The 26,989-nt window shown below is 56.6% G+C and carries 21 protein-coding genes, 1 tRNA gene and 1 pseudogene; 12 read left to right on the top strand and 11 right to left on the bottom strand.

What is annotated here, in order from left to right; all coding sequences use genetic code 11:
- Nucleotide 1: 1 nt before the first annotated feature.
- The 4 genes from valS to ACUIAI_RS06990 all read right to left on the bottom strand — a co-directional run bounded on the left by valS (nucleotide 2) and on the right by ACUIAI_RS06990 (nucleotide 5,870).
- Nucleotides 2–2,743, bottom strand: a complete 2,742-nt coding sequence (gene valS, locus ACUIAI_RS07005; RefSeq protein WP_445341962.1) for a valine--tRNA ligase — start codon at nucleotides 2,741–2,743, stop codon at nucleotides 2–4.
- A gap of 44 nt (nucleotides 2,744–2,787) precedes the next feature.
- Complete coding sequence (locus ACUIAI_RS07000; protein ID WP_445341961.1) at nucleotides 2,788–4,320, bottom strand: ABC transporter substrate-binding protein; 1,533 nt, start codon at nucleotides 4,318–4,320, stop codon at nucleotides 2,788–2,790.
- 10 nt (nucleotides 4,321–4,330) lie between these two features.
- The gene (gene nth, locus ACUIAI_RS06995; protein ID WP_445342840.1) at nucleotides 4,331–4,978 is read right to left on the bottom strand and encodes an endonuclease III; all 648 of its coding nucleotides are present in this window, start codon (nucleotides 4,976–4,978) and stop codon (nucleotides 4,331–4,333) included.
- Nucleotides 4,979–5,039: 61 nt separating this feature from the next.
- Nucleotides 5,040–5,870 (bottom strand): winged helix-turn-helix transcriptional regulator, encoded by an 831-nt coding sequence (locus ACUIAI_RS06990; RefSeq protein ID WP_445341960.1) that lies wholly within the window; start codon nucleotides 5,868–5,870, stop codon nucleotides 5,040–5,042.
- A gap of 163 nt (nucleotides 5,871–6,033) precedes the next feature.
- Here ACUIAI_RS06990 and ACUIAI_RS06985 point away from each other — a divergent pair, with 163 nt between their 5' ends.
- A complete protein-coding gene (locus ACUIAI_RS06985; RefSeq protein ID WP_445341959.1) occupies nucleotides 6,034–6,696 on the top strand; it encodes a hypothetical protein in 663 nt (220 codons plus the stop codon).
- Between the two features lies 1 nt (nucleotide 6,697).
- Here ACUIAI_RS06985 and ACUIAI_RS06980 read toward each other — a convergent pair whose 3' ends face one another.
- The 4 genes from ACUIAI_RS06980 to ACUIAI_RS06965 all read right to left on the bottom strand — a co-directional run bounded on the left by ACUIAI_RS06980 (nucleotide 6,698) and on the right by ACUIAI_RS06965 (nucleotide 9,265).
- Nucleotides 6,698–7,261, bottom strand: coding sequence for a manganese efflux pump MntP (locus ACUIAI_RS06980; protein ID WP_110413478.1), 564 nt, complete (start codon nucleotides 7,259–7,261; stop codon nucleotides 6,698–6,700).
- Between the two features lie 267 nt (nucleotides 7,262–7,528).
- Nucleotides 7,529–8,173 carry a DUF421 domain-containing protein gene (locus tag ACUIAI_RS06975; protein WP_029678190.1) on the bottom strand — a complete coding sequence of 215 codons (645 nt, stop codon included), beginning with the start codon at nucleotides 8,171–8,173 and terminating at the stop codon, nucleotides 7,529–7,531.
- A gap of 3 nt (nucleotides 8,174–8,176) precedes the next feature.
- A complete protein-coding gene (locus ACUIAI_RS06970; protein WP_045924896.1) occupies nucleotides 8,177–8,623 on the bottom strand; it encodes a DUF3290 family protein in 447 nt (148 codons plus the stop codon).
- 150 nt (nucleotides 8,624–8,773) lie between these two features.
- The gene (locus ACUIAI_RS06965; protein WP_046323398.1) at nucleotides 8,774–9,265 is read right to left on the bottom strand and encodes an inorganic diphosphatase; all 492 of its coding nucleotides are present in this window, start codon (nucleotides 9,263–9,265) and stop codon (nucleotides 8,774–8,776) included.
- Nucleotides 9,266–9,422: 157 nt separating this feature from the next.
- Here ACUIAI_RS06965 and ACUIAI_RS06960 point away from each other — a divergent pair, with 157 nt between their 5' ends.
- Both ACUIAI_RS06960 and ACUIAI_RS06955 read left to right on the top strand, forming a co-directional pair.
- Nucleotides 9,423–13,328: an LPXTG cell wall anchor domain-containing protein gene (locus tag ACUIAI_RS06960; protein WP_445341958.1), complete on the top strand. Its 3,906-nt coding sequence runs from the start codon at nucleotides 9,423–9,425 to the stop codon at nucleotides 13,326–13,328.
- Between the two features lie 441 nt (nucleotides 13,329–13,769).
- Entirely contained in the window at nucleotides 13,770–14,726 is a 957-nt protein-coding gene (locus ACUIAI_RS06955; RefSeq protein ID WP_445341957.1) for a hypothetical protein, read from the top strand.
- 133 nt (nucleotides 14,727–14,859) lie between these two features.
- Here the strand turns inward: ACUIAI_RS06955 and ACUIAI_RS06950 are convergent.
- Nucleotides 14,860–15,760: pseudogene (locus tag ACUIAI_RS06950) on the bottom strand (aldo/keto reductase).
- Between the two features lie 974 nt (nucleotides 15,761–16,734).
- Here ACUIAI_RS06950 and ACUIAI_RS06945 point away from each other — a divergent pair.
- Nucleotides 16,735–17,994 carry a type II toxin-antitoxin system RelB/DinJ family antitoxin gene (locus ACUIAI_RS06945; protein ID WP_445341956.1) on the top strand — a complete coding sequence of 420 codons (1,260 nt, stop codon included), beginning with the start codon at nucleotides 16,735–16,737 and terminating at the stop codon, nucleotides 17,992–17,994.
- The gene (locus tag ACUIAI_RS06940; RefSeq protein WP_445341955.1) at nucleotides 17,991–18,827 is read left to right on the top strand and encodes a hypothetical protein; all 837 of its coding nucleotides are present in this window, start codon (nucleotides 17,991–17,993) and stop codon (nucleotides 18,825–18,827) included. Before ACUIAI_RS06945 ends, ACUIAI_RS06940 begins: the two co-directional genes overlap by 4 nt.
- Here ACUIAI_RS06940 and ACUIAI_RS06935 read toward each other — a convergent pair.
- Both ACUIAI_RS06935 and ACUIAI_RS06930 read right to left on the bottom strand, forming a co-directional pair.
- Entirely contained in the window at nucleotides 18,814–20,073 is a 1,260-nt protein-coding gene (locus tag ACUIAI_RS06935; protein ID WP_445341954.1) for a restriction endonuclease PLD domain-containing protein, read from the bottom strand. The genes ACUIAI_RS06940 and ACUIAI_RS06935 overlap by 14 nt on opposite strands.
- 193 nt (nucleotides 20,074–20,266) lie before the next feature.
- Nucleotides 20,267–20,343, bottom strand: a tRNA-Met gene (locus tag ACUIAI_RS06930).
- Between the two features lie 95 nt (nucleotides 20,344–20,438).
- Between ACUIAI_RS06930 and ACUIAI_RS06925 the strand changes: the two genes are divergently transcribed.
- The 7 genes from ACUIAI_RS06925 to ACUIAI_RS06895 all read left to right on the top strand — a co-directional run bounded on the left by ACUIAI_RS06925 (nucleotide 20,439) and on the right by ACUIAI_RS06895 (nucleotide 26,985).
- Nucleotides 20,439–21,485 (top strand): homoserine O-succinyltransferase, encoded by a 1,047-nt coding sequence (locus ACUIAI_RS06925; protein ID WP_445341953.1) that lies wholly within the window; start codon nucleotides 20,439–20,441, stop codon nucleotides 21,483–21,485.
- Between the two features lie 191 nt (nucleotides 21,486–21,676).
- Entirely contained in the window at nucleotides 21,677–22,492 is an 816-nt protein-coding gene (atpB, locus tag ACUIAI_RS06920; RefSeq protein WP_015022487.1) for a F0F1 ATP synthase subunit A, read from the top strand.
- 131 nt (nucleotides 22,493–22,623) lie between these two features.
- On the top strand, nucleotides 22,624–22,851 hold the full coding sequence (gene atpE, locus ACUIAI_RS06915) for an ATP synthase F0 subunit C (protein ID WP_015022486.1): 228 nt from the start codon (nucleotides 22,624–22,626) through the stop codon (nucleotides 22,849–22,851).
- Nucleotides 22,852–22,901: 50 nt separating this feature from the next.
- Complete coding sequence (locus ACUIAI_RS06910; protein ID WP_445341952.1) at nucleotides 22,902–23,444, top strand: F0F1 ATP synthase subunit B; 543 nt, start codon at nucleotides 22,902–22,904, stop codon at nucleotides 23,442–23,444.
- Nucleotides 23,445–23,495: 51 nt separating this feature from the next.
- Complete coding sequence (locus tag ACUIAI_RS06905) at nucleotides 23,496–24,323, top strand: F0F1 ATP synthase subunit delta (RefSeq protein ID WP_445341951.1); 828 nt, start codon at nucleotides 23,496–23,498, stop codon at nucleotides 24,321–24,323.
- Nucleotides 24,324–24,369: 46 nt separating this feature from the next.
- Nucleotides 24,370–26,028 (top strand): F0F1 ATP synthase subunit alpha, encoded by a 1,659-nt coding sequence (gene atpA, locus ACUIAI_RS06900; RefSeq protein WP_110413467.1) that lies wholly within the window; start codon nucleotides 24,370–24,372, stop codon nucleotides 26,026–26,028.
- A gap of 3 nt (nucleotides 26,029–26,031) precedes the next feature.
- Complete coding sequence (locus tag ACUIAI_RS06895; protein WP_110413466.1) at nucleotides 26,032–26,985, top strand: F0F1 ATP synthase subunit gamma; 954 nt, start codon at nucleotides 26,032–26,034, stop codon at nucleotides 26,983–26,985.
- Nucleotides 26,986–26,989: the final 4 nt, after the last annotated feature.

Here is a 26,989-nt window from a genome sequence, read left to right as displayed (position 1 = left end):
CCTACTTACGAGGCTTCTTGGCCGGGGGCTCGCCCAGCTGGCTGGCGGTCACCCGGATGCCGGTTTCATCCTCGCCGGCACTCTTGGCATCGGGCTGATTGGTCTCCTCGACCAGATTCAGATCTCCGGTGACCCTACCCGCTTCGGCTATGTCGTCCAAGGCGGCCTTCACGGCTTCCAGGCCCTCCGGCGCCACACTTAAGCAGGCGGAGAGAATGGGGGTCTTCATGGAGACCTTGGCCTCGGACTTGATCCGCCGAAGTGAGGCCAAAGCCGTGCCTGCCCAGGTCAAAAGAGCCGGATCCTGGCCCTGTGCAGCTGCACGGTAGGATTCTGAACGTGGCCAGGAGGCCCGGTGAACCGATCCGTCCCCCTGATGCATCCACTGCCAAGCCTCCTCGGTGGCGAAGGGCAGGAAGGGGGCCAGGAGACGATCCAGGGCATCCAGGACCAGCCCCAGGGTTGTCCGGGCACTCAGTACCTGGGCCTCGTCAGGGGTCCTGCCGGTGGCATCCGCGGTTCCGTAGGCCCGGTTCTTGGCCAGCTCGATGTAGTTGTCGCAGAAGTCCCAGAAGAAGGATTCGGTCACTTCCAGGGCCTTGGAGTGCTCGTAGGATTCCAAGGCCTTGGTGGCCTGGTCGATCACCTGGGCAAGGCCGGCCAGGACCGCGCGATCCAGCGGGACCGTCACATCAGCCGGGTCCCAGGTGGCCTCCGCTGCCTGAGTGACCTTATGGTTTTCATCCTCACGTCCGATGGCCAGCGCGAACTTGACGGCGTTGAGGAGTTTGACGGCCAGGCGGCGGCCGATCTTCATCTGTCCTTCATCGTAGGTAGCATCCAGGCCCAGCCGGGCGCAGGATGCCCAGTAGCGCACAGCGTCAGCGCCATACTTCTTGATGGGTTCGTCGGGCACAACCACATTGCCCTTGGACTTGCTCATCTTCTTGTGGTCCGGGTCCAGGATCCATCCCGACAGGGTGGTGTCGCTCCAGGGCAGGCAGCCGTTCTCCAGATGGGCGCGGTCCATGGAGCTGAAGAGCCAGGTGCGGATGATGTCCTGGCCCTGGGGGCGCAGGTCCATGGGGAAGGTGGCTTTGAAGAGGGCCTGGTCCTGTTCGCCCGGCTCGGCCCAGTGGGTCACGATCTGAGGCGTCAGGGAGCTGGTGGCCCAGGTGTCCATGATGTCTTTCTCGGCCGTGAAGCCGCCAGGCTGGTCGCGCTGGGACTCCTCGAAGCCCTCAGGCACATCGCTGCTGGGGTCGATGGGGAGCCTGTCCTCGGCCGGGGTGATGGGATGGGCGTAGTCGGTCTCGCCGCTTTCCTTGACCGGGTACCAAAGAGGGAAGGGGACTCCGAAGAAGCGCTGGCGGGAGATCAGCCAGTCGCCGTTAAGTCCCTCGACCCAGTTGTTGTAGCGCACCCTCATGAAGTCCGGGTGGAAGTTGAGCTCTTTGCCACGCTCCAGCAGCTCCTTGTTGAGTTTTTGGTCGGTGCCGCCATTGCGCAGGTACCACTGACGGGAGGTGACGATCTCCAGGGGTTTGTCGCCCTTCTCGTAGAAGTTGGTCATGCGCTTGGTGGGCTTGGGTTCGCCGTCCAGGTCGCCGGACTCACGCAGGGCATCCACGATGATCTTGCGGGCTGAGAAGGTGGTCTTGCCCTCGGTCTGCTCGAAGATTCGACGTCCGCCTTCATCGGTGATCCAGTCCGGCACGTCCATGACGATTCGTCCATTGCGCTGGATGATGGACCTGGTGGGCAGGTTCAGATCCCGCCACCACTGCACGTCGGTCACGTCGCCGAAGGTGCAACACATGGCGATGCCGGCGCCCTTGTCCATCTCTGCGGCGGGGTGGGCCAGGATGGGCACCTCCACCTTGAACAGGGGAGAGTAGACCTTCTGCCCGAAGTATTTCTGGTAGCGCTTGTCGTCCGGGTGGGCGATCAGAGCGCCGCAGGCCGCCAGCAGCTCAGGCCTGGTGGTCTCGATGTAAATTGGCGTGCCGTCCGCAAACCGGAAGGCCACACGGTGATAGAAGCCGTCATATTCGCGCGACTCCAGCTCGGCCTGTGCCACAGCGGTCTGGAAGGTCACGTCCCAGAGCCCCGGGGCCTCCTTCTGGTAAGCCTCGCCCCGGGCCAAGTTCCGCAGGAAAGCCTTCTGCGCCACCCGGCGGGGATGCTCGCCGATGGTGTGGTAGGTCTGCGACCAGTCCACCGACAAGCCCAGCGACCGCCAGAGCTGCTCGAAGAGCTTCTCGTCCTCGGCGGTCAGTTCCTCGCATAGTTCGATGAAGTTCTGCCGGGAGACGGGCACCTGGTCCTTGGCGCTGATCTTCTTGCCCTTGGTCCCGTGGAAGGGGGGCTTGAAGTCCGGATCGTACTTGAGCGAGGTGTCCACGCGGACCCCGTAATAGTTCTGGACCCGCCGCTCGGTGGGCAGGCCGTTGTCGTCCCAGCCCATTGGGTAGAAGACGTCGTAGCCCTGCATCCGCTTGAACCGGGCGATCACATCGGTATGGGTGTATGAGAAGACGTGCCCCACATGCAAATGCCCCGAAACCGTGGGCGGCGGGGTGTCGATGGAGTAGACGCCGGAGCGCTCGCGGGTGTTGCGGAAGCGGTAGACGCCGGACTCATCCCAGTCGCGGCACCACTTTTCCTCCAGACCATCCACGCCCACCCTGTCGGGCAGGGGGGTCAGATGGGCATTGACGATTCCTTGGTTTTCAGCAGACATACCAGCATTTTATGGACGAACGGTGACAAGGGGCACCGGCCTTTTCACCCCTGGATGCGCAGGTTCCACAGGGGCAGGTAGCGGTCCACCAGAGAGCTAGGCATGCCCTGCAGGCGGGGGGCGGTGAGGACCAGGGGCGTACGCTGATACAGCCAGTCGCTGGGGGAGAGGTCGCTGACCTGTCGGGCAAAGGCCTTCAGTCGCTCGGCATAGGTGTTCTGGTCGGTGCAGTCCGTCACCTGCTTCCAGGAATTCTGAATATCGATGTTGTCGAAGTGCATGGTGGATTCGGGGTCAGCGAAGCGGTCGATTTCATCATTGTCCATGACCAGCAGGGTCATGTCATAGTCGTGGCGGTTGAGTACCTGGTCGCGGAATGCAGCCTGGTCCACCATGGAGACCTGGCTGGGGATGCCTACCGCCTTCAGCTGCGTGCTGATTAGATCGCCCACCTGGTTGCCGAATTCCTGGGGGTAGACCAGGCGCAGACCGCCGTGATAGTAGGACGGGGCGTAGTAGGAGTTTCGACGGGCCGCCTGGATGCGGTCGAAGGGGAAAGCCTGCAGACCGGGATCATAGCCGGGGCTCAACGGGTTGAGCGGCCCGCCCAGCGCTTTGGCTCCGCCGCCTTCCAGATCGGCCAGCGCCTGGCGGTCCACGGCATAGCGGACGGCCTCGCGCACATGCTGGTCGGATAGCAGGCTGGATGCCTCGTTGTTGAAGACCAGGACCACATTGTTTGTGCTGGGCGTGGCGGTCGGCGTCTTGCCGGCCTGTTTGGCAGTGGCGGGATCCATGTCCACTACAGCGTCCAGGCGTCCCTGGTCCAGATTCTTGATGGTCTCTTGCGGGCTGCCGGTGTAGCTGATGATCACCTTGTGGATGGCGGCCTTGTCCGGGCCTTGGTAGGACTTGCTGGCGGTCAGGGTCAGGCTGGTGCCCGGCTGCCAGTCATCCACCTGGTAGGGGCCTGAACCAGCGGATCGAGTGGAATAGTTGACACGGGCCCGGCGGTCGTAGACTATGCCCGCACGACCGCTCAGGGCGGTCAGCAGCCTGGCGTTCGGGCTCTTCAGGCCGATTACCAGTGTGGCATCATCGGGGTTGGTGACCCTGGCCAGTCCATCCAGGTCCCGATGACCCTGGTACTGGTGGTCGATGATCTGGTGCAGGGACCAGAGGGCATCCTCCGAGGTCAGGCGGCGTCCGTCGGCGAAGCGGGCATCATTGCGCAGATGAAAGGTGTAGAGCAGCCCGTTTGCGGAGATCTCCCAGTTCTGGGCCAGGCCGGGCGTCGGCCGGCCTTTGGCGTCGGGCCTGGTCAGAGTCTGGTAGACGTTGCCCATCAGGGCCTGGTCTGTGGCGAATCCGGGTTCGGTGCGGATGTCAAGGGAGACGGGGGCCTGGCGGGCTCGAATGCGCACGATCTGTCCCGAACTCCCCTGGGCCCAGGGGAGCTGCCAGCTTCCCTGACCTGTCACCAGCGGCCAGGCTATATAGGTGCCCGCGGTCAGGACCATCAATACCAGGAGAAAGATGATACCGGATCTGATTTGTGTGTGTCTGCCGCGTGCCATGGTTTTGATTCTATCGAGAGGCCGGTCCGGCCAGGAGTTCGGCACTGGGGCATGTTTCGGCCAGGGGGCAGTGGAGGCAGTCGGGCTTGCGGGCGTGGCAGGTGGCTCGGCCGTGGAGGATCAACCTGTGAGACAGATTGGTCCAGTCCTCGGGCGGGAAACAGTCGCAGATCTCATGCTCGATCTTCACTGGATCGGGGTGGGTGCTGCGCCAGTCGGTCCGCCAGCGCAGGCGGCCGGTGACCCTGGTGACGTGGGTGTCCACCGGGAATCCGGGGATGTTGAAGGCGTTGCCAAGGACTACATTGGCGGTCTTGCGCCCCACGCCGGGCAGACTGGTCAGTTCCTCCATGGTCTGGGGAACCTTGCCGCCGTAGTCTTCGGTCAGCATCAGGGAGAGCCCCAGCAGGTGGCGGGCCTTGGCGTGGTAGAAGCCCACCGGGTGGATGATGGCCTCGAGGTCAACCGGCTGGGCCTGGGCCATGGCTGCGGGATCGGGGTAGCGATCGAAGAGTTCCGGGGTCACCGAGTTGACCCGCTTGTCTGTGGTCTGGGCACTCAGGACAGTCGCCACCAGCAGTTCGAAGGGGTTGCGAAAGTGCAGGGCGCAGACCGCCTCGGGAAAGACCTGGCAGAGGATGCGGTACTCCTCGTGCATGCGGGCCAGGCGGTGGGCCTTGCTTTCCCTGCCTTGGGGACGCTTTCGATTTGATGATGCATCAGTCACTATGATCGGTTTTCTTCTTCTTGGAGTCCTGGGATTGTTCTGACTGGTTGTCCTCTTGTTCGGCTGGATCTGGGTTGGTCCCGACATCCGGCTCGGGCTTGGGGGCTGAGGTCGTCCGTGCTGACGAGGGCGGGTCGAACCGGTAGCCCACATTGCGGACCGTGCCGATCAGGTGCTCGTACTCGCTGCCCAGCTTGGCCCTGAGCCGCCGCACATGCACATCAACCGTCCTGGTGCCGCCGTAGTAGTCATAGCCCCAGACCTCCTGGAGGAGCTGTGCCCTGGTGAAGACCCTGCCGGGATGCTGAACCAGGTATTTGAGCAGCTCGAACTCCTTGTAAGCCAGGTTGATGGGACGACCGTGGATTCGGGCCGTGTAGCTTTCGGTGTCCACGACCAGATCGCCCGAGCGGACTTGACCGGTGGGCACTTCGTCCTCAGCCTCTTCTGGCTGAGCAACCGGCTTGTGTGTCGTGGTCACGCGCTGGCAGACCAGACGCAGCCGGGCCTCGACCTCGGCGGGGGATGCGGACTGAATGATTACGTCGGCCACGCCCCAGCTGGCATTGACCACGGTGAAGCCGCCCTCGCTCAGAATCAGAATGATGGGCGTGGACAGACCCGAGGCTCGGGTCAGGTTGCAAAGGGTCTTGGCCTCGGCCAGGTCGTCGCTGGCATCGATCAGCAGCACTGTGTCCTCGGGCATTCTTACCAGGGATGCGGCGTCCAGGGGCAGGACGCGCACTCGATGGGAGAGCAGGGCCAAGGCTGGCAGAACCGATGCCGGGTCCTCGGCGCAGGTCATCAGGGTCAGATCCGTCACGGGAGTACCTTCTTCCCTGTCCGTTCGTCCATAGCGGGAGTGGATTCGTTGAACAGCCGTCATCATTGTACAATCGGCCCGTCACAGGGGTTCCGAGTTCACAGGATGGCCTTGCCCTAGGATGTGACGTATGGCTCCCCGACGGGGACAGGCAGGAGGATCCATGGCGCAGACCGTACAAGAAACCCGGGATGGGCGCGCGCCCGCCCTGACGCAGCTGCTGGCCCTGGCGGCGCTGATCCTGCCGGGCGTGGCGGCGGGTTTGCTGGCAGAGCCTCGGGTCGCCCGATGGGTGCAGGCCGTCCTGGTTCTGGTGCTGGCATTGGCCCTGTTGGCCTCCTGGCCTTTGGTCGGCCGGGGCATTCGACCCGGCCCCGACCGAGCCATGTTCGCTCTGCTGACTTTGGCCTGTCTGGTTCCGGCCTTGGTCGTGCAGGGGTCTGACGCCTTCAGGGTCTGGCTGTCGACTGCGGCATTCCTGCTTGCCCTCCTGGCCGTGTTCATGTTCGTTCGGCAGATGCTGCGTCGGGACCGGCAGATGGTCATCCGAGGCATTTCTGCAACAGCTATGGGCGGGGTCACTGCTGTCGCCGCCTCGGGATGGGTCTTCCTGCCAGAGCTGATCAGAGGTCTGCGACCTGACCTGATGCCGATCCTGACGGTGCTTGTGGCCTTGCTGCTGCTGGTCGGGCTTGTGGCCTCGGGCCATCGCTGGGCCCAGGAGGCGGCTGATCGGCGTGGGGCCGTTGGTCTGGCACTGATGTCGGTGCTTCTGTCCGGAGCCATCGTGGTACTGACGGCACTCGTCCTCCAGACGACGATCTGAGCTAGGCGTTCATCAGGTGATCCAGAAGGATCTGGATGCCCATGACTATCAAAATGATGCCGCCGGCGATTCTGGCCGGCTTGCGCCAGCGGGAACCGACGACATATCCAATGCGCAATCCCGCTATGGAGACCGTAGCCGTCACCAGTCCGATGACCAATGCGGACAGCCAGATGTTGATGCCCAGCAGGGCCAGACCCGCGCCCACGCCGAATGAGTCGATGCTGGTGGCTATGGCCGCAGGAAGCATTTGCCGCCAGGAGAAGCTCTCTTCTCCGTTAGCTCCTTCTTCCTTGCCGTAGACGCCCTCGCGGATCATGTTGACCCCGATGGCCGACAGAATGCCGAAGATAATCCAGTGATCCACAGCGGCCAGGGAGTCCTGCAGCATGGAGGCTGCGAAGTAGCCAAGCAGAGGCAGCAGAGTCTGGAATCCGCCGAACCAAAGTCCGACCAGCCAATGATGGCGGGCCCGCAGTCTGTCCACGGACAGTCCCTTGCTGATGGAGACGGCAAAAGCGTCAGAAGATACACCTAAAGCGATAAACAACAGTCTTAAGAACACGGCATTCCTTGAAAGGGTTCATCCCCGGTGGGATGGGCCTCGACCAGGTCTCCTCAAACCCGCCTACGCCTCGGGAGCGTCGAGCGCGGAACTGCCGACTGGAGTCGGCTTTGAATTCGTTGAATGCCGTTCACATGCTACGCCATAACAATATGGACATAGATTTTACCTGTCAGCGCTGGAACAATCAAGCATAAGATGAGGCCGGGCGGCCCTGCCCAATGGGCCATGGTCGCCGTCAGGCTGTCTCCCGATGCGTGGATGGCGCTATTGGTCCTGGTAGGTGACGGCGTAGAACTCGCCGTTCTGGTATCGGGCCATGTACACATCGCTGACCTTGTGTATGCCCTGCTTGGCCAGCTGCTCGTCGAGCCAGTCCTCGTCCCGTCCCATGGTATCCAGCACGTCCGGATTGACCCGTCCGTCCATGACCACCGGATAGCGCACGTCCTTGTCGCCCTCGGAAATGATGGTCAGGCCGCCGTTCTGCTCGACGATGCCCCGCTTGACGTCGCGTATGTCGTTGATGCCCTTGGTGCGTAGCTTGAAGTCCACCTCCTTGGCCGTCAGGTTGACCTTGAGGCAGTTCTGGACCAGCAGTTTGCCGTTCTTGATGATGGTGACCGGTTCGCCGTCAATGTACTTGCCCACCGCGTGGATGTGGGTCTTGGCATACCTAGTGATGAGGATCAGTGCCGCCCATATCAGCAGGATGACAATGTACTGGGCCATGGAGATGCTGTCGCTGTAGATGACCCCGCCGATGATGCCGCCCAGGACGTAGTTCTGCAATTGGTCCATGGGCGAGGTGGGCGCCAGGTTCCCCTTGCCGGTCACGTTGATGAGCAGGGTGATGAAGAGCAGCCCGACGATCAGCTTCAGGGCCACGTTGACGTAGAAATTGATATCCATGGGTCACTCTCCGATCACGGTGATGTCTGGGTGGTACAGGTCGGCGCGCTGCAACAGGAATTCGGAGCCTGAACTGTTGAATACCAGGGTGTAGTAGCCCTTGGGGGTCTTGATGATCATGTCGTTGTTGCGCGAGGTGTCGTTGATGCTGATCTGCTCAGGATCGACCTTGAGCTTGGCGGCAGATTTGTCGATGACCGTGGTCAGCTGTCCGCTCTGCAGGCTGGCTGTGCGCAGATTGGTGTAGTCGCTGTACTGGATGGCCGCCGCCAGCAGTAGCAGGGTGGCCAGGATTATGGACAGATCCTTGTACTTGTGGTTCCAGCGGTGGCGTGAGTACATAAACAGGAAGAAGAGGAAGGCCAGGGCCAGCACGACGACCACGATGATCCTGATCATGGTCCAGTTGGTCTGACCGCCCTTGAGGTATTGGTACGTATAGAAAGTCATAGCCGCTCCTGCCCTTGCGCGCGCACCCGCAATTGGCAATCGTAGACGGCCAGACGCGTTTTGGGAGGATTTGGGCATGCAAAACCCCGGTTCGGGCGCTCGATTGGGCCCTTGCCGGGGTGATTGTGCCGACCGGTCGACCTTGAGGGGTCAGTGCTGGGCGGCCAGGCGCTCGCGCGCAGCCTTGATCTGGGTCTCGGCAGCCTCGGCGTTGGTCCAGTAGTCGCCGGGCATGACCTCCTTGCCTGGTTCTAGAGCCTTGTACTGCTCGAAGAAGTGTTTGATCTCCTGCTTGTGGAAGTCGGAGACGTCGTCGATGTCCTTGATGGCATCGTAGCGGACATCAGCAGGCACGCAGAGGACCTTGTCATCCCCGCCGGCCTCGTCGACCATGTGGTAGAGACCCACGGCGCGGCATTCGACGATGCAGCCCGGGAAGACCGAGTCGGGAATCATGACCAGAGCATCCAAGGGATCACCGTCCTCGCCCAGGGTGCCGTCGATGTAACCGTAGTCGTCAGGGTAGCCCATAGAGGTGAAGAGGGTGCGGTCCAGCCTGATATGGCCGCTATCGTGGTCCATCTCATACTTGTTGCGGGAGCCCCGGGGGATCTCGACCAACACATCGAATGTCTCTGCCATTGTCCTGTCTCCTTCTCGGTCTGGACAGCATAGGTATGTCTCATACACAGCATAACCGTCCCGCGGCACATTCGACCACAGTCTCACTCTTACGCACGTATATGCTCAGCAGCCGTTCATACTCAAGGAATGGAGCGGGCGAAGAGTGAGGACGAGTATGTACAAGCATAGGTGGACCGGCATGTTGGCGGTTCTGCTCGCCTTGGCGACCCTTGCCGGCCCGGCGGCTCCTGCTATGGCTGGCGGAGGATCAGGTCATGCTGGCGGCAGACCAGTACCTCCCGGTGGCCAAAAGCTCCGGCTCTGGCAGGGTTGGGCCTACAAGGATGACGACCAGGGAGCTTTTGGCGGTTATGAGATAGGCAGCATCGATAGGGCCTTCTCCAAGATGGGGGTCGTGGATGGTGGTAATGCCACTACGGCCCGGGTCAAGCGGCAGGCTCTTGATGAGGCCAATGGCAACTGTCAGGCGCGCTTTAACGAGGCGCATGCCGACCAGTCCGGACAGGCCCAATGTCGGGTAACCGGCGTGGGAGTGGTTGCCGGCTATCGTGGATCCCAACGCATCTTTGACGGGATTTCTGTGGCTATTCACAAGCTTTGGATGGATAGCTGGCGCAGCCAGGTGGCCAACAGCACCTTTAGCAATCGTGGGGTGACCTATCGGACCAGCGATTCCTTTTGGGATCAGCCCAACGACAATCTTGACAAGTTCGCTGACGAGTATGCAGGCGACGAGAAGGGCATCTCCCTGGTGGTGATCATGCTCAACGACTACGAGCCCAAGCCGGCCGATCTGCCTCCGGATGCTCCCGATAAGCAAGTAGATCATGGCACTAGCGCGGATGGGATGACCAATCGCACCCATATCGTCACTGGAACCGGCCGGGGCGGGCGTGAACTAACTTTTAGTGATGTCTTCAATCCTCAAGGTAAGCAGTACCGTATCAGTGGTCAGCATGTCAGGGACCAGACCAGCGGCGAAGATCTGAGTGACAAATTCATTTTCAACACTGCCGAAGGAGCTAGGCCGCCTGGTGACCGGGCCACAGCCACCTGGAAGGGCGGTGCTCTGCCGGAGGAACACCGCTGGGCATGGCAGCTGGATGTGACTGTCGAACGGCCAGAGACCGGGGTAATTCTGGATCAGGGAGGAGTCAGTTGGAAGGGCGCCGCCCGGCAGATTGACCAGTCGACCCCGGAGCGTCGTACACCCACCTGGAAGCCCAGGCCCGACAAATCCTGGATCCTGCGAGATACAGCTACAGGGGTGTGGAAGAGCGTCATAGACCCCCAATGGAGTAACGGAACTGGTGCCGACGGGCATGCGTTTCTGGACGGAGACCGGGTGGGGTCGGTGGTCAACGCCGCTGTCGAAGCCCATCTGATTGAGGCACCCAAGGTTTTCGCCCTGACTGACGACTGGAGTGGTGCTGACTATCTGGTTGATCAGGATGGGGCTAGGGCCATCCGCGTCTTCGTGGCCAAAGCCAAGGCTGATGCAGACGAGCACTACCGCCGCAGCAGCATCGAGGACATTGTGGCTAAGGGAAGGGATGTGACAGACCGTTTCGAGATCAGTGTGACCGGCACCCGGGCACAGGCCCAAGCCAAAAGCGGATGGTTGAACGGTCTTAAGGGGATGGAGGGCCCCATGCAGGTCACCATGCTGGTTCCCTTTACGGTTAGCTTTGCCAACGGCGGCGGCGCAGCCAAGGTCCGCAAGGATATGGGTGGAGCACCTGACCAGGAGCTGACCTTTTGCCGGGCTCCTAATGGCCATGGTAGCCAAGGCGAGCCTCTAACCAACTCGGGCTCCCAGACAGTCAACACGCAGAGTGTGGAGACTAATAAGCCAGGCATTTGCGGATATCTGCCTCCGGTACGCAAGGATGTAATCTCTGAGGCTGGTCAAGGCGGGGAGCAGGCCAGCGTTGACGGCAAAATAGTCTTCCCTGGTCAGCGACTGGAGTATCAGTTGGATACCCAGCCCAGCCTGCCCGACAATCTGGCATATCCTGTCAAGTCAATCACCCTGACGGATGTGTATGACCGCTGGTTTTTGCCCGACAAGCAGACCCTTGAGGTGACTGACCTGCAGAGCGGCGATATCATCGCCAAGACCGGATACGCCACAAAGTGGAAGGACAAGGATCACAGTTTGCGGGTGACCATTACCGATTCCGGTATGATCAGCAAGTGGCGTGCCGGGAGCAATCCCAGAATGCGCCTGCGCTTTGAGGGCAGGGTTGATTCCAAGGCCCCAAGGGATCATCGGGTGGGCAATCAGTGGTTGCTGACACTGAACAATTCACTGACCCCCTCCAACCAAGTGAGCAATCCGCCAGCTGACTTCCATCCCTCAAAGAGCGATGTCAGCGCGCATGATCCAGGCATCAGCATCGACGGTAAGGTGCTCTTCATGGGCGACCATGGAGTCTATCGGATCAGTCTGGACGCCCGCCGCAAAGATACCGCCTATCCGGTCTGGCGGCTGGGCATGACGGATGCCTACGATGCTCGTCACCTGGATATCGATTCCAAGAGCATCGAGGTTCTTGGCTCCGACGGTCGTGATCACACCAAGGCTTTCAATATTCAGGTAAAAAACGGTATGGTTCTGGTCTTCGCCAAAACTGTGGACACCTATGTTCCGGCCACAGGTGCGACCCTCAAAGGAGATCCTCAACCTGCGGATTTGGCTGCCTATGCCGCTGCCCGAGGCCATAGTCCCCTCAGGGAGCCGGCCATTAACCAAGGATTGTTGGGGCGCACCTACGACCTGGTCCTGCCTTACACGGTCATCCGTGCAGAGCCTGGTCACGTGGTGCGCAACCAGGCGACTCAGATCGTCAACGACATGCGTAAAGCGACCAATGCGGTCGCTAATCCGGTCAAGCCGCTCAATCCTGCCAAGGATGTGGTAGTGGCCGTAGGCGGGGACAGCGCCCACGGCGGCAGTATCTACCGTGGCCGGATCTTCCTCTACCGGCTGGATTCCAGTCTGCTGCCGGCCGGACGGGCCTATCCGCAGGTGGGGACTTGGCGGATTGAGGATCGGTTGGACCCCTCGGTGGATCGGTTCACCGGCCATTGGGCCGTCTACGCTAACCAGGATCTCTACGAGAATGGACGCATCCTGATTCATCATGGACAGATCATGGCTGGTTCGAACATGTCAGCCGATATCCCTGGCGGTCCCTTGTTCACGATGGCCGCAGACCCTGCAGGTCTGGTCAAAGTGGAGGCTACACCGCGATATTTGGCATTGGTCAGTGCTTCAGGCGACCGCCCAGTCGGTTGGAGGGCTTACCTGCAATGCAGAAGGCTGAAGAAGGTGGAACGTCATGAGAACCGATTTACTGAGTTCTATCAGGACAAGACTCTGGTCTCCAACACGGTCTGGACCAGAACGCCCGATATGACCCCGGCACTGCATATCGAGAAGTTTGATCAGGCCGGCGGTATGTCTAAGGGTGATCGGGATCAGCCGGAACAGGCCCTTCGAACTCATGATGATGTCCCTATTGTCTTCCGGATCACCAACGATTCTCCTCGCGATCCCAGCGATGGGACCGGAGCAATTTTCCTCGCCCGGCAACTACATTTGGAAGATCAGACAGTCGTCGGTCAGGGGCGTGTGACTCGGATTCGCTATCCTGACAACTGGTCGACCCTAATGCTACGGCCTGGCCAGTCTGTGGACGTGCATGCCACAGTGACAGGCATATCAGGTCGGCACACCGACAGGGCCCGAGTAGTTGGCAGCCCGCTGGTGCCCTGTCCGGTGGAGGATCAGGCTTCCTTGCCGCAATTGGAGAACGCCCAAAAAGCCACTGGACGAGCGGACTCTCGCGGAGTGGTAGTCGATGGTCGCCTGCTCTGCGCTGATCAAGCTGTTGAATCCAACAGTGATGACTGGAATGCTCTGGAAGCAGCACTGCCTAAGACCGGATCTTCGGTGGTGCTTCCCTTGGCCGTCGCCGCCGCAGCGGTCATGACCGGGCTTATCATCTTCCGCTTAGTCAGACAGATGTCCGCCAGGAATTATAGGAGACACTGACCCTGGAACAAGTACAGAGACCCGTATGTGCATCTTGGTCTGCCGATTGGCTTAATGAGGCTGGTCGGCAGACCAGGGTCGGTCTCGACCTGTCGCAGGGCAGATAGATCTGGGGGAGCGATACCGGCCTGCTCCGGATCCAAGGCAGGGTGTGTCGGCTATTCGTCAGGCGAACGTCAGTTATTTTGGCCATTCCCAGATATCTTCAGAGTCTTATGTCATTTCCGCCTCGAGAAATCAGTAATAGGCAAAATGAAAGTTTGGCTGAACAAATGATTGTGCTGTCCGTATTAAAACATTCAACGGCTGAGGCGGACGGCTGCTTGGTAAAGTGTCAGCCTCACGCTTGAGTGCAGCGGTTATGGATGTGATCGTCTGGTTTCTTGGATACTATTGACCCCGTAAAATATCGGCCAAGGATGGCGGTGGAGAAGGTTAGCGATGGCGAAGGAAAACACCGAAAGCTCTAAAGATGGCGGGAAACCCTTGATGGTGGTGCTGAATCAGGCTATGCGAATTCCGGGGATGAAAGTAGATCGTGAGCGGTTTCTACGTGAGCAGTTCGCTAGCGCTCCACGGCAGGTCATTGAAGACATAGTGAAGAGGGGCCCCGTGGCCGCGGGTTGTGATCGGAAGATTCTTTATAAGATGGCACGGCAAATCGTCCTGAAAAGAACAGGGCAATCCACTAGTGCATCTTTCTTGGCTGGAGTGCCGGGAGGGATTACCATGGCTGTCACAATTCCAGGAGATGCGGCCCAGTTCTACGGTTTTGCTTTTATAACAGCCCAAGAGATCGCCTATCTGTATGGAGAGGAGGATTTCTGGGAAGGTGCCCTGCCAGATGATGAGGTGATCGGGAATCAATTGCTTTTATACCTCGGTGTCATGCTTGGCGCCGCTGGTGCCAGTTCGGCGGTGCGTTTGATCTCCACGCAACTGGGGAAATCAGCCTTGAAGCATCTGCCACAGAAGGCCTTGACAAAAGGAGTGATCTATCCGATCGTCAAATCGGTAGCCAAGACCATGTCCGTAAAAATGACTAAAAGCGTCTTTGCCAAAGGGGTTTCCAAGGCTGTGCCGATAATTGGTGGAGTGGTGTCGGGAGGGATTACCTGGACAACTATGCGCCCTATGGGTATGCACCTGATTTCCGTTATGGATGAGGCTCACTTTGGCTATTCACAGTCTGATGCGGATCGCGACTATAAAAAGGTACTGGATTTAGACATGGTCAATTCGCAGACATCCGGGAATCCACAGGCATCGGAAACGTTGAATACGCCAGCAGATTCTGAAGATACTGAGACCTCTGATGCCCTGACTGTTCTAGAAATTAGCGAGGATTCGGATGATTCAGCGGATCTGGAGGATGCGGACGGTTGCGACGAACTATAGACCGCCCCGAGTCTATCAGGACTTTTCCTTAAGCTGTTCCCCGGGTCTGGCACAGCAATAAATGTATGATTTGGCAATGAATCACAAGTCATTAGATTCAACATGCCTATGCTCCAGGCCAGGGGGGATTGCGTTAATTCTCCTCCGCGTCCAGCAGCACCACGCCTTCAGGAGGATTGCTGTCGATGGCTCCCACTGTCTCATGCGGCAGGTAGGGCTCCTCCATGGAGACGATCTCCTCAGGCGTGAGTTCCAAATCCAGCGCAGCCACAACATCGTCAAGATGATGGGCTTTGGTGGCGCCGATGATCGGTGAGGCGACGCCTTTAGCCCACTGCCAGGCGATGGCTACCCGGGCCATAGGAACGTTGTGCCGCTCTGCCGCCTTTTGCACACGGTCAATGATGGCAAGGTCGTTGTCTTCGGCCCGGTCGTATTTGCCGCGCGAGACCTTATCAGTGGCGCTGCGCAGTGTGTCGGCGGTCCAGGTGGGCCGTGTCAGATGGCCGGCGGCCAGAGGGCTGTAGGGCATGAGTGAGACGCCCGTCTTTCTCGTCCTCCCGGTAAAGCAGGTTGTAATGGTTCTCCATGGCGCTGAAAGGGGTCCAGCCGTTGTCTCGAGCGACTTTCTGCATATCCTGAAATTGGCTGGCGTACATGGCCGAGGCGCCCAGCGCTCGCACCTTGCCGGCTTGGACCAGATCGTTGAGCGCTTCCACGGTCTCCTCGATTGGCGTTTCATAGTCGAACCTGTGGATGATATAGAGGTCCAGGTAGTCGGTGCCCAGTCGCCTGAGCGTTCCATCGATCTCGCGATGGATGGCCTTGGACGAAAGCCGTCCCTCATTGAAGTAAACCTTGGAGGCGATGACCACCCGGTCGCGGCTTGTATGCTTTCTAAGTGCCTTTCACAGATATTCCTCACTGGTCCCAGCCGAGTAGCCGTTGGCTGTATCAAAGAAGGTGATGCCCAGGTCCAGTGCGTGCGCAACGACCGCGTCGGTCCCTTCCTCATCCAGTGTCCAGTCGTGCATGGTGCCTGGTTTGCCGAAGCTCATGCACCCCACGCAGATCTTCGATATGTTGATGTCTGTTTCGCCCAGTTGTGTGTATTGCATTAGAGCCCCCTTGGCCTTCCTTGGTGCAGATGCAATCATGCTAACAAGTTCGAGTCGCTGGAAGTTTGATTCACGGATTGTGGGAAATTGAAGATTTCAAATATGCGTGTAATTCGGATGTGCTGACCTTTAACAGGTTTAATCAGATAAAATTTGAGAAAATTCTTGATGTGCAAGGTGTAGTGCCTGAATGGTATCAACATCCGGACAACAGTCAGAGTTTTGATTATGTATGCAGGTCTTTACAAAGCGGCTCAGTATAAAATGGCGTGAAGGCAGAAGATTTCGAATTTATGTAACTAGAGCAACTGTTTCGAGTGCCGAAAATGTTATTACTTCGAGTTTCGATTGTATAGACAGTAGTAAAGATCATTGATCAATAATGAGACGATTAGCTGTTTAAATTGTTAATGGTCCCGGAGGTAAGCCCTTCATAAGGAATTGGGGTTGATGAAACAAGTTGAATAGATAGTTTGCATTAATAACCTATATGGACTTCTTTGTTTTAAGAACGTACCTTACGCGCAAGTTTGCTAGACGGACCTACTCATAAGAATGACTAATTCTGCTGATCCTAAAATTTCAGATTAAAAAATGGCAATGAAGTGAGCTATGTGATTCGTAAGGATTGTCCCAGCGTCTGAGAGTCTTGTGTTCACTTTAGGATTTTCTTTCAAATAGAATCGAATACTTATCAGTAGACTCTAGCATTGTCGTAATTCTAATAATGAGGCGCAATAGCCGTTATATTCAGAGAAATGGTAAGAAATGTAGCTACACAGTAGAATGTATAAACTTCTAATTTTATCAAAATTGAGGAAAATGGAAAATAATATTTACTGTGCTACAATGTAGCACACTGTAACTTAATTAGCTATGGAGAAGTGCAGATGGGAACTGGGCCTACAACAACGATCAGGATTGATCCGAGCGTAAAAAAAGCAGCCAGTGATATTTTTGACCAAATTGGAATCAGCATGTCTGCGGCTGTTAACGCTTTCCTCAAGGCGGTAATTCGGGAAAACGGGATACCTTTTAAAATGAAAGCTGAACCTATTAAGGCAAACGAGAAAGCAAAAGTAATTGCTAAAAATGTGACGTTAAATCATGCATATGCTGCGAAAAGGGACGAGTTTTATACAGAATATACAGATGTAGCTAAAGAAATGGACTGCTACAGAGATATTTTCCAGGGAAAACACGTACTGTGCAATTGTGATGATCCTTTTGAATCGGCCTTTTTTCGATATTTCGTCAAGCATTTTAACGACCTAGGGCTAGAGAAGTTATCATCCACATGCTATTCAAATTCCTCTTTGGCGGGTAGTGAATACCCTCTTGAAGACGGCGCAGGCGCATACGAGGCAGAAGTAACTGAAGTTCCGGAGGTCTTTCTAGAACGTCCGGATGGTTCCTTGGATCTGGAATCATTGCTTGCTGTTCAAGGTAATAAGCTGCAGCGTCTAGATGGTGATGGGGATTTTCGTTCCTCGGAGTGTGTTTCATTGTTGAAAAAGGCAGATGTAGTGGTCACCAATCCCCCCTTTAGCCTATTCCGTGAATTTATAAAATTGTTACAAAAATACCATAAAAAGTATATAATTTTAGGTAACATTAACGCATCAACCTATAAAGAAGTATTTCCACTATTTCGAGACGATAAAGTTTGGTATGGCGATACTATTCACTCAGGTGATCGCAAATTCCATGTTCCTGATGATTACCCGCTTAAAGCAGCTAACTGTGGTGTTGAGTTAAATGGGAGAAAGTTCATTCGTGTAAAAGGCGTGAGGTGGTTTACCAATATTGACAACGGCCGTCGTCATAAAGCCCTATGCCTTACTCGCAATTATGATCCGTCACTTTACCCGCAATATGCGAACTATAACGCAATCGAAGTAAATAAAACTACGAATATACCAGCTGACTACTTTGGGTATATGGGGGTGCCGATTACATTTCTAGATAAGTATTGCCCTGAACAGTTCGAGATTGTCATGTTAGCGAATGGAAATGCACGTACAAGCGTTGATGACGCCACGCTGGCACGGGTAGGGTATACTCGCCATCCAAATGATCGTGGTGGAGTTGGTATTATTAATAATAAACGTGTATACGCTCGTGTGATCATTCGCAGGAGGGATTCTTGACCGCTGGTTTGCGCGTCCCATGCGCCTATCAGGGGGGGAAACAAAGAGTTGCTAAGCAGATTGTAGATAGGTTATTGCTGACGCCTGATGATAAAGATGTTACCTTTTATGATCTATGCTGTGGCTCTGGCGCTATTTCTATAGAACTTATTAACCGTGGAGTACCGCCCAGTCATATTGTGATGCTTGATTGCAGTTCTTGGGGCCGGTTTTGGAATGCAATAGGCGCGGGTCATTTTGATATAGATTATTTTGATTCGTTGCTAGCATCTTTGCCTAAGGACAAACGACTGGTTAAAGACCATATGAAGCAATTAAGTAGTGCGCCAGTGAATGAGCATGAGGCTGAAATATATCCTATTTTGCAAGCGAGCTCTTTCGGGGGTAAACAAATATGGAGAAATGCAGGAAAATGGGAAAATGCATTTTTCCGTGACTATTGGGAACCAACCGCGACGAGTGTTCGACGCAGTCCAGCAAATCCCATGCAGCCATCTCCTGTGGAACTTCGGAGGAGAATTTGTAACTTAATGCAGAATATGTATGGAGTTCGTTGTATGGCGACCGATATATGGCAGCTACTTGATCATGAAATTTCATCTAGCGCAGTTATATATATCGATCCCCCTTACTCTGGCGCTACAGGATACGCTTTCGGATTTGATGTTCGCCAATTCGTGGACTGCTTACGTTTGAAAACAAAGGCACCTATTTTTGTGTCGGAAAAGGTTCCTTTGAGCGATAATGCGATACAACTCCATTTTGGAGGTCCTAAAGGCGGTATAAGTGGTTCCAGAGTTGGCAAACATCAGGAATGGATCAGTCGTTTTTGATAATCCCTAACCGTCTGGCCTTATTAGTTGAACCATTAAAAGCTAGAAGCCAAGAAACTTTTTCGAAACGACTAAGTTTGGAATCTGGGAAGATCGACATTGAATAGCAATCATCTCTAACTCTTGTGAAGGTAATTATTTTATGTGGCAGGGACGGGTTCCCATTGAGTTTTAATTGTCCGGTGATTTTGTTTCCTGAGGCATCCCTTCCTTTAAGCTGTAAACGCCAAGTACCATTTGCTTTTTTGCCTTTTGGAAATAAAATAGTGTTTCCATAATAGTCGATTCCATGGTAATTAATAATTATGTCTTTGCTAATTTTCGTATTGATCGGATCAATTCCGAAAAATCGCACTGCCCCACTAATATAGTTTTCTGTTCCAATGTCGTAAACGGTACCTTCCGGATTGCCGGAGTAAAGTAAAGATTTTGCTGACAAATCAAGAATGTTTCTTGATCCGCCTGTCATCTTACGCGTTTCAAGCCAAATTGTCTCATCTGTCTCATCGTCTGCTCCAGTAGAGGTGAACGCGTCAGTTTTGCTGTCGAGCCGAGAGTCAGGGAATGGTGAGATTGAGGAATTGGAATCTGGACCTTTTACCAAGCTCGGAAGCTTTGCACGGACGCCATTGCCGAATAATGGATGGACGCTTCTTGGGCCCCCATATTTCTTGCTTTTGTTCTTAATTAAAGTCTCGATTTCTGTTTTTATATAGCCGTTTCTAAGTAGTAGGTCGATATCATTTTGACTATTAATTTGCATGCAAGATTTAGATTTGCTTAATGATCTGAGGCTTTGAATGTAGGAGATAAACTCGTCTTGTACCGTCGTATCATCTTTCTTATCGGACGAAACGATTAGGGAGCTTTCCATATTCGTCCACAGGCCTCCACGGGTAAGGTTGTTGGAGCCAACTATCAAAAGGTTTTTATCCTCGCCGGTGAAATTATATATTTTACTGTGGAATGTTTGTTCAGTTTCTGCGTGAATAATATAAAGTGAAGTTGTTCGCGGCAGTAATGCTGATAATGCTTCGTAAGTTGTACCATCGAAATCAACCCCTACATATGCATTGATCTCTCCACCGCTCTTGATGAAATCGTCAAAGTCATCGATCAGCCTCTGTACGCCGCTGTTTTTTGCGAAAGCTACGACAATATTTAATTTACTAAATTCTCCAGATCGAAGCAATAATTTTAATTTATCTCCTAGTGCCCCGTCACGAGGCTGGTTCAGCAATTTCATAGTGTCTCCTATGACTTTTTCAACTTGTCAATCGAACGGCATGGGAAGCTGTTCTGAAATGACCTCAATTGCATAAATAAGTATAAGTATTGAAAACGAGGTTTTATATTATTGATAACAGATTCTTACGAAGAAAGCTTCATCGAAGTATAAGACAATAAAGGCTCCGAATCCTAACGATTCCTAGCCTTACTGGTAGCGGGGTCAGGATTTGAACCTGAGACCTCTGGGTTATGAGCCCAGCGAGCTACCGAACTGCTCCACCCCGCGTCGGCTGTGCAACACAGCAGTTATCTATGTTACGGATTCCAGCACACTTGTCAAGTCCGTGTGTGGGCAGGCCTTACTTGGGAGATAATGGAGCCATGCCTATCACCATCCCCACCGGATTGCCGGCCAGATCCATCCTGGATTCGGAACGCATCTTCGCCCTGGAAAGCCACGAGGCGGAGCGGCAGGAGATGCGTCCGCTCAGGCTGGTCATCCTCAATCTGATGCCTACCAAGGTGGAGACAGAGACCCAGCTGCTGCGGCTGATCTCCAAGTCGCCGCTTCAGGTGGAGGTCGACTTCATGAAGACATCCACCCATCAGGCCGCGCACACCAGCATGGACCACTTGGTCAAGTTCTACGAGAATCTGGATTCCTTCAAGGACAACTGTTATGACGGTCTTGTCGTGACGGGCGCCCCGGTGGAGCAGATGGACTTCGAGCAGGTCGACTACTGGGAGGAGCTGACTCACATTCTGGACTGGGCTTCTACCCACGTTTTCTCCACCATGTACTTGTGCTGGGGGGCCATGGCCGGGCTCTACTACCGCCACGGCATCGCCAAGCGCGACCTGGACTGCAAGGTCTTCGGGGTCTTTCCTCAGTATCTGCAGGACGAGTACTGCTTCATCACCAATGGCTTCGATGAGATCGCCCTGCAGCCCCACTCCCGCTGGGCCGGGGTGGACGAGGACCAGGTGCGGGCCTGTCCGGATCTACAGGTGCTGACCTGGGGTCCCCAGTCGGGTTCAGGGCTTATCTGCACCCAGGATTTCTCAGAGATCTTCGTGCTGGGCCACTGGGAATATGATCGCGACACTCTCGCTCACGAGTACCGGCGCGACATGGCCAAGGGCCTGGACCAGGTTCCTTTCCCGGTCAACTACTACCCCCATGACGATCCCAGATTGGAGCCGGTCTTCTCCTGGCGGGCCCATGCTAACCTGCTCTGGCGCAACTGGCTGAATTGGGTTTACGAGACCACCCCTTACGACTTGGACCAGGTGCCGACTCTGCGGGCAGCGGGCCAACTAGGCACCGACCGATCCATCAGACACGCTCCTGGATGCCCACGCGCTGACGGGTATCGTCCTTTGGCTGGTGACGGGTACGGGCTTATTCCTGGCGTTGTTAATAGTTAATGACGTTTGGATTAAATTCGTTATCAAACTGTCCACACCGCGGGGCGGATTCGACCTGCGGCCACTATCTGTGACACACTGGATGAATCCATAGTTACCGTGGCTCTTGGCGTGGGCTACACTACCGATACGGTGCAGCCATGGGTCGCATACGCGCTATAGTGTTCACTGTGTCGTTCAGGAGGCGATAGATGCTAGAGGCAATGGGAAGTGAAGCTTTCAGTCTGGCCATGGCCAAGCCGAGCGAGCTACCCACCATCGAAGATTTCCTGCCTCCTGAGATTCTCTTCCAGGGAACGCCCTTCGCCATGAACAGAATCATCCTGATCAGGTTCGTGGCCATGGTCATTATCCTTCTGGTGCTGGGAATCACTGCGGCCAGGGCTAAGCTGATCCCCTCCCGCTGGCAGGGGGCTATTGAATGGGTCATTGAGTTCATCCGCGACTCAGTCGTCTACGACACCCTGGGCGAGATTCGGGGCAAGCGTTACGTGCCCATGATTACGACCATCTTCCTGACTATCCTGGTCTTCAACCTCTGCGGCATCGTGCCGGGCATGAACATCGCGGCAACAGCGACCATCACCATGCCTTTGGTATTCGCCATCTGGACTTTCTGCCAGTACATGGTGACGGGATTCCGGGAGCAGGGCGTCTGGGGCTATTTCAAATCGGAGCTCTTTCCGGCTGGAGTGCCCTGGCCTCTCTATATCATTCTGACACCCATCCAGCTGCTGGAGATGGTCATTGTCAAGCCGGCCTCCCTGACCATTCGACTCTTTGCCAACATGATCGCCGGCCATCTGCTGGTGGCTGTCAGCCTGGCTTTCACCCAGTTCTACATCATCGAGGCCAGCAACAAGCTCCTGGCCCTGGCTGGCGTGGGCTGGTTTGTTCTGGGCTTCGCCCTGACGGCCTTCGAAATTTTTGTGGCGGCCCTTCAGGCCTATATCTTCGCCATCCTGACCACGGTCTACATCTCCATGAGTTACCCTGAGGAAGGTTGAGCGAAAGAGAAAAGCCGCGGTCGGCGCTTAAGGCGGTCGCAGCCCACATATTCGTCGGTTCCGACCAGTAGACGGGGGTCGGGGCTGAACCACAATCCAAGAACCGGCAACGGTGGAGGAAAGGAAAATAAATGGACATCATCACACTTGCTGAGGTCTCCGGCAATCTGAGCATCCTGGGATACGGCATCGCAGCTCTCGGCCCCGCATTGGGTCTGGGTATCGCTGTCGGCAAGACCGTCGAGAGCATGGCTCGCCAGCCTGAGATCAGCGGGCAGCTGCGCACCACCATGTTCATTGGCTTGGCTCTGATCGAGGTGCTGGCCCTGCTGGGCTTCGTGGCGCTCTTCATCGCCTGAGCCGTGCGATTCTTGCATGATCCGGCTTCGATAAGGGAAAGGAGGAGCCAATGTACGCTCTAGCGGCAGGCAAGGGGATTCAGCTATTCATCCCCCAGGTTTATGACATTGTGTGGTCGCTGGTCATCCTGGTCATCCTGGCCGTCTTCTTCTACAAGTTCTTCATGCCCAAGTTCCAGGCCATCTTAGATGAGCGCTCGTCCAAGATTGAGGGCAACATCCAGAAGGCCGCCAAGGCTCGTGAAGAGGCGGATCAGGCCCGCAAGCAGTATCAGGATCAGCTGAGCAAGGCTCGTGTGGAAGCTTCCCAGATTCGGGATGATGCCCGCGCTGAAGCCTCCAGGATCGTGGCTGATGCCAGGACCCGGGCAGAGACTGAGGCCAACCAGATCACCGAGAACGCCCAGAGATCCCTCAAGTCCCAGCAGCAGCAGGCTCTGGTCTCGCTTAAGGGCGAGGTGGGCACGCTGGCTACGGCTCTTGCAGGCAAAATCCTGGGCTCGCAGCTTCAGGATGATGCCGTGCAGTCCTCCATGATCGACTCGATCATCGCGGGCCAGGGCGGACAATCCTCGGACAAGCGGCAGGCATGATGACTGATTGGCGGACCACGGGTACGTTGATTCTGCGAAAGGGGAGGTGACATGCGAGGAGAGACTTCACTGAGCTCCGACAAGGAGACCAGGGCCAAGTATGCCCCTTTGCTCAAGAGCAAGGGGAAGGATGCCCTCCGCGTAGCCATGGAGCTCTATACTTTCGTGACCCTGCTCGATGCCAATAGGCCCCTGGAGCGTGCGCTGACCGACCCCTCCCGTCCAGCTGAGGACAAGTGGCAGGTGATCGACACCATCCTGGCTGATAAGGCTGATCCGCTGACCGTGGATATCCTCCATGATCTGACTGATCATCAGTGGAGCCGTGTGGTGCACATCGCCAACGCGGCCGAGGACATGTCGGTGGATGCCACCACCTATTACACCGATGCTCTGGGCATCACCAACCAGGTGGCCGGTGAACTGGCTGAGATTCATTCAGCCCTGCTAGGCATGCCGCTGGTGCTTTTCCGGCTCTCTGACGAGTACAGCGATTCCAAGGCGCGAGCCGACCTGCTCAGGGCGCTCCTGGATGGGCAGCATATGCATCCGGTCACCAAGCAGATGGCACTGAACTCCACCATCGATCTGCGCGGGCGGCGCTTCCCTGACACCATCGTTTGGTTGGTGGACCGCTTCTCCGAGCACATGGACCAGATCATGGTCACCGTTACTACGGCGGTCTCCATGAAGGACGAACAGGTCACCCGCCTACAGGAGGTCTACGGGCGCAAGCTGGGTAAGCCGGTCCACATCAACTCGGTGGTTGACCCTTCGGTCATAGGTGGCATGAAGGTCCAGTATGGCTCGGTCTCCACCGATGGCACGGTGGCTACCCAGCTGAAGCACCTGAAGCGGCGAATGGCCGTAGCAGGATGAGCAGGGGACCAACAGACTTGAACAAGAACAGAAATAAGGAGTGATCATGGCAGAAATGACCATTGATCCCGCCGTGGTGCGCAAGGCGCTCGACCAGTTTGTCGAGTCCTACAAGCCGACGGATACCCCCACCCAGGAGGTGGGCTATGTCCGGACGGCTGGTGACGGCATTGCGCATGTGGAGGGACTGCCTGGTTGCATGGCCAACGAGCTGCTGACCTTCGAGGACGGCACGTTGGGTCTGGCCTTCAACCTGGACGCCCGAGAGATCGGCGTGGTCATCCTGGGCGACTTCGCAGGTGTCGAAGAAGGCCAGGAAGTCCACAGGACCGGCGAAGTGCTTTCAGTGCCCGTCGGAGACGGCTATCTGGGGCGTACGGTCAACCCCTTGGGTGAGCCCATTGACGGCCTAGGCGAAATCAAAAGTGAGGGCCGCAGAATTCTGGAGGCTCAGGCCCCCGACGTCATGCACCGGCATCCCGTTGACGAGCCCTTGGCCACCGGCATCAAGGCCATCGACGCCATGACACCTATCGGGCGCGGTCAGCGTCAGTTGATCATCGGCGACCGGCAGACCGGCAAGACGGCCATCGCCATCGACACCATTATCAACCAGAAGCGCAACTGGGAGTCCGGAGACCCCAAGAAGCAGGTGCGGTGCATTTATGTGGCTATTGGCCAGAAGGGCACCACTATTGCCTCGGTCCGTTCCTCCCTGGAAGAGGCCGGCGCCATGGAGTACACCACCATCGTGGCCTCCCCGGCTTCCGATTCTGCAGGTTTCAAGTACATAGCCCCCTACACCGGTTCGGCCATCGGCCAGCATTGGATGTACGGCGGCAAGCACGTCCTGATCGTCTTCGACGACCTGAGCAAGCAGGCCGAGGCTTATCGGTCCATCTCCCTGCTTCTGCGTCGTCCGCCGGGGCGCGAGGCTTACCCTGGCGACGTCTTCTACCTGCATTCGCGTCTGCTGGAGCGCTGCGCGAAGCTCTCCGATGACCTGGGCGGCGGATCCATGACCGGTCTGCCGATCATCGAGACCAAGGCCAACGACGTCTCGGCCTACATTCCGACCAACGTGATCTCCATCACCGACGGCCAGATCTTCCTGCAGTCCGATCTGTTCAATGCCAACCAGCGTCCCGCTGTGGACGTGGGCATCTCCGTCTCCCGCGTGGGCGGCGCTGCACAGACCAAGGCTCTGAAGAAGGTCTCCTCGACTCTGAAGATTTCTCTGGCCCAGTACCGCTCCCTTCAGTCCTTCGCCATGTTCGCCTCCGATCTGGATGCGGCCTCCAAGGCCCAGTTGACCCGTGGCGCCAGACTGACTGAGCTGCTCAAGCAGCCTCAGTTCACGCCCTACTCCATGGAAAAGCAGGTCGTTTCCGTCTGGGTCGGCACCCATGGCAAGCTGGATAATCTGGACCTGGAGGACGTCCTGCCCTTCGAGTCCGGGCTCCTGGACTACTTGGACCACAACACTGACATCCTCAAAACCATCCGCGACACGGAGGACTTCACTGACGATACAGAAAAGGCTCTTGACAAGGCCGTGGACGAGTTCGCCAAGACCTTCGTGACCCACAAGGGTCAGACCCTGGACGGCCACAAAGCCGATCAGGATCAGGAGCAACCGGTGGACGTCCAGCAGGAGAAGCTGGTGGCTGACGGCAAGAGCGGCAGCAAGGCTGGGAAGCGGTAGACCATGGCCTCACAACTCGCATTCAAGTCAAGGATCGCCTCCACTTCGGCATTGGAGAAGATCTTCAATGCCCAGGAGATGATAGCCTCCTCGCATATTGCCAAGGCCAGGACCGTGGCCATGGAAGCGAAGCCTTACTCCGATGCGATCTTTGATGCAGTCCAGGCCCTGGTGGCCCACACGGACGACATCCGCCACCCCATTGTCAGGAAGGACGAGAAGAACCCACGTGTGGCTGTGCTGGCGTTGACGGCCGACCGTGGCATGGCCGGGGCCTATACCTCCTCGGTCATCCGTGAGACGGAGTCTCTACTGGCTCGCCTGGATCAGCAGAGCCGACAGCCTCAGCTCTTCGTCTACGGTCGTCGCGGTGTCTCTTACTACCGCTACCGCAACCGCAGCATCGTCAAGACCTGGGAGGGCAACAGCGATCGGCCCGGTGTGGATGTGGCCAGGGAGATCTCCCAGGCACTGCTGGAAACCTACATGACTCCAGCGGCCAAGGGGGGCGTCTCCGAGCTCTACATCGTCTTCACTGAATTCATCAATATGGTGGTGCAAAAGGTTCGGGTGCTGCGCATGCTGCCTCTTGAGCTGATCAGGCCTGACCAGGAGCAGCCTGAGGAGGCCATCGATGCCCCTGTGCCGGACGACGAGCATGGACATCAGGGCGACGACCGCTATGCGGCCCTCTACGACTTTGAGCCCAGCCCCCAGGAGGTGCTGGATGCCGTTCTGCCCAAGTACATTCAGTCGCGCATCCATGAATGCCTGCTCACTTCGGCTGCATCGGAGACCGCCAGCAGGCAGAACGCCATGCACACCGCCACTGATAACGCCAAGGGGCTGATCGACGACCTGACCCGCAAGCTGAATGCTACCCGTCAGGCGGCTATCACGCAGGAACTTACCGAGATCGTCGGCAGCGCCGATGCGCTCAACAAAGAGGAAGAGTAGGAAC

Source organism: Bifidobacterium sp. ESL0827, assembly GCF_052606685.1.
This window is presented reverse-complemented; position numbering and strand designations above follow the sequence as displayed.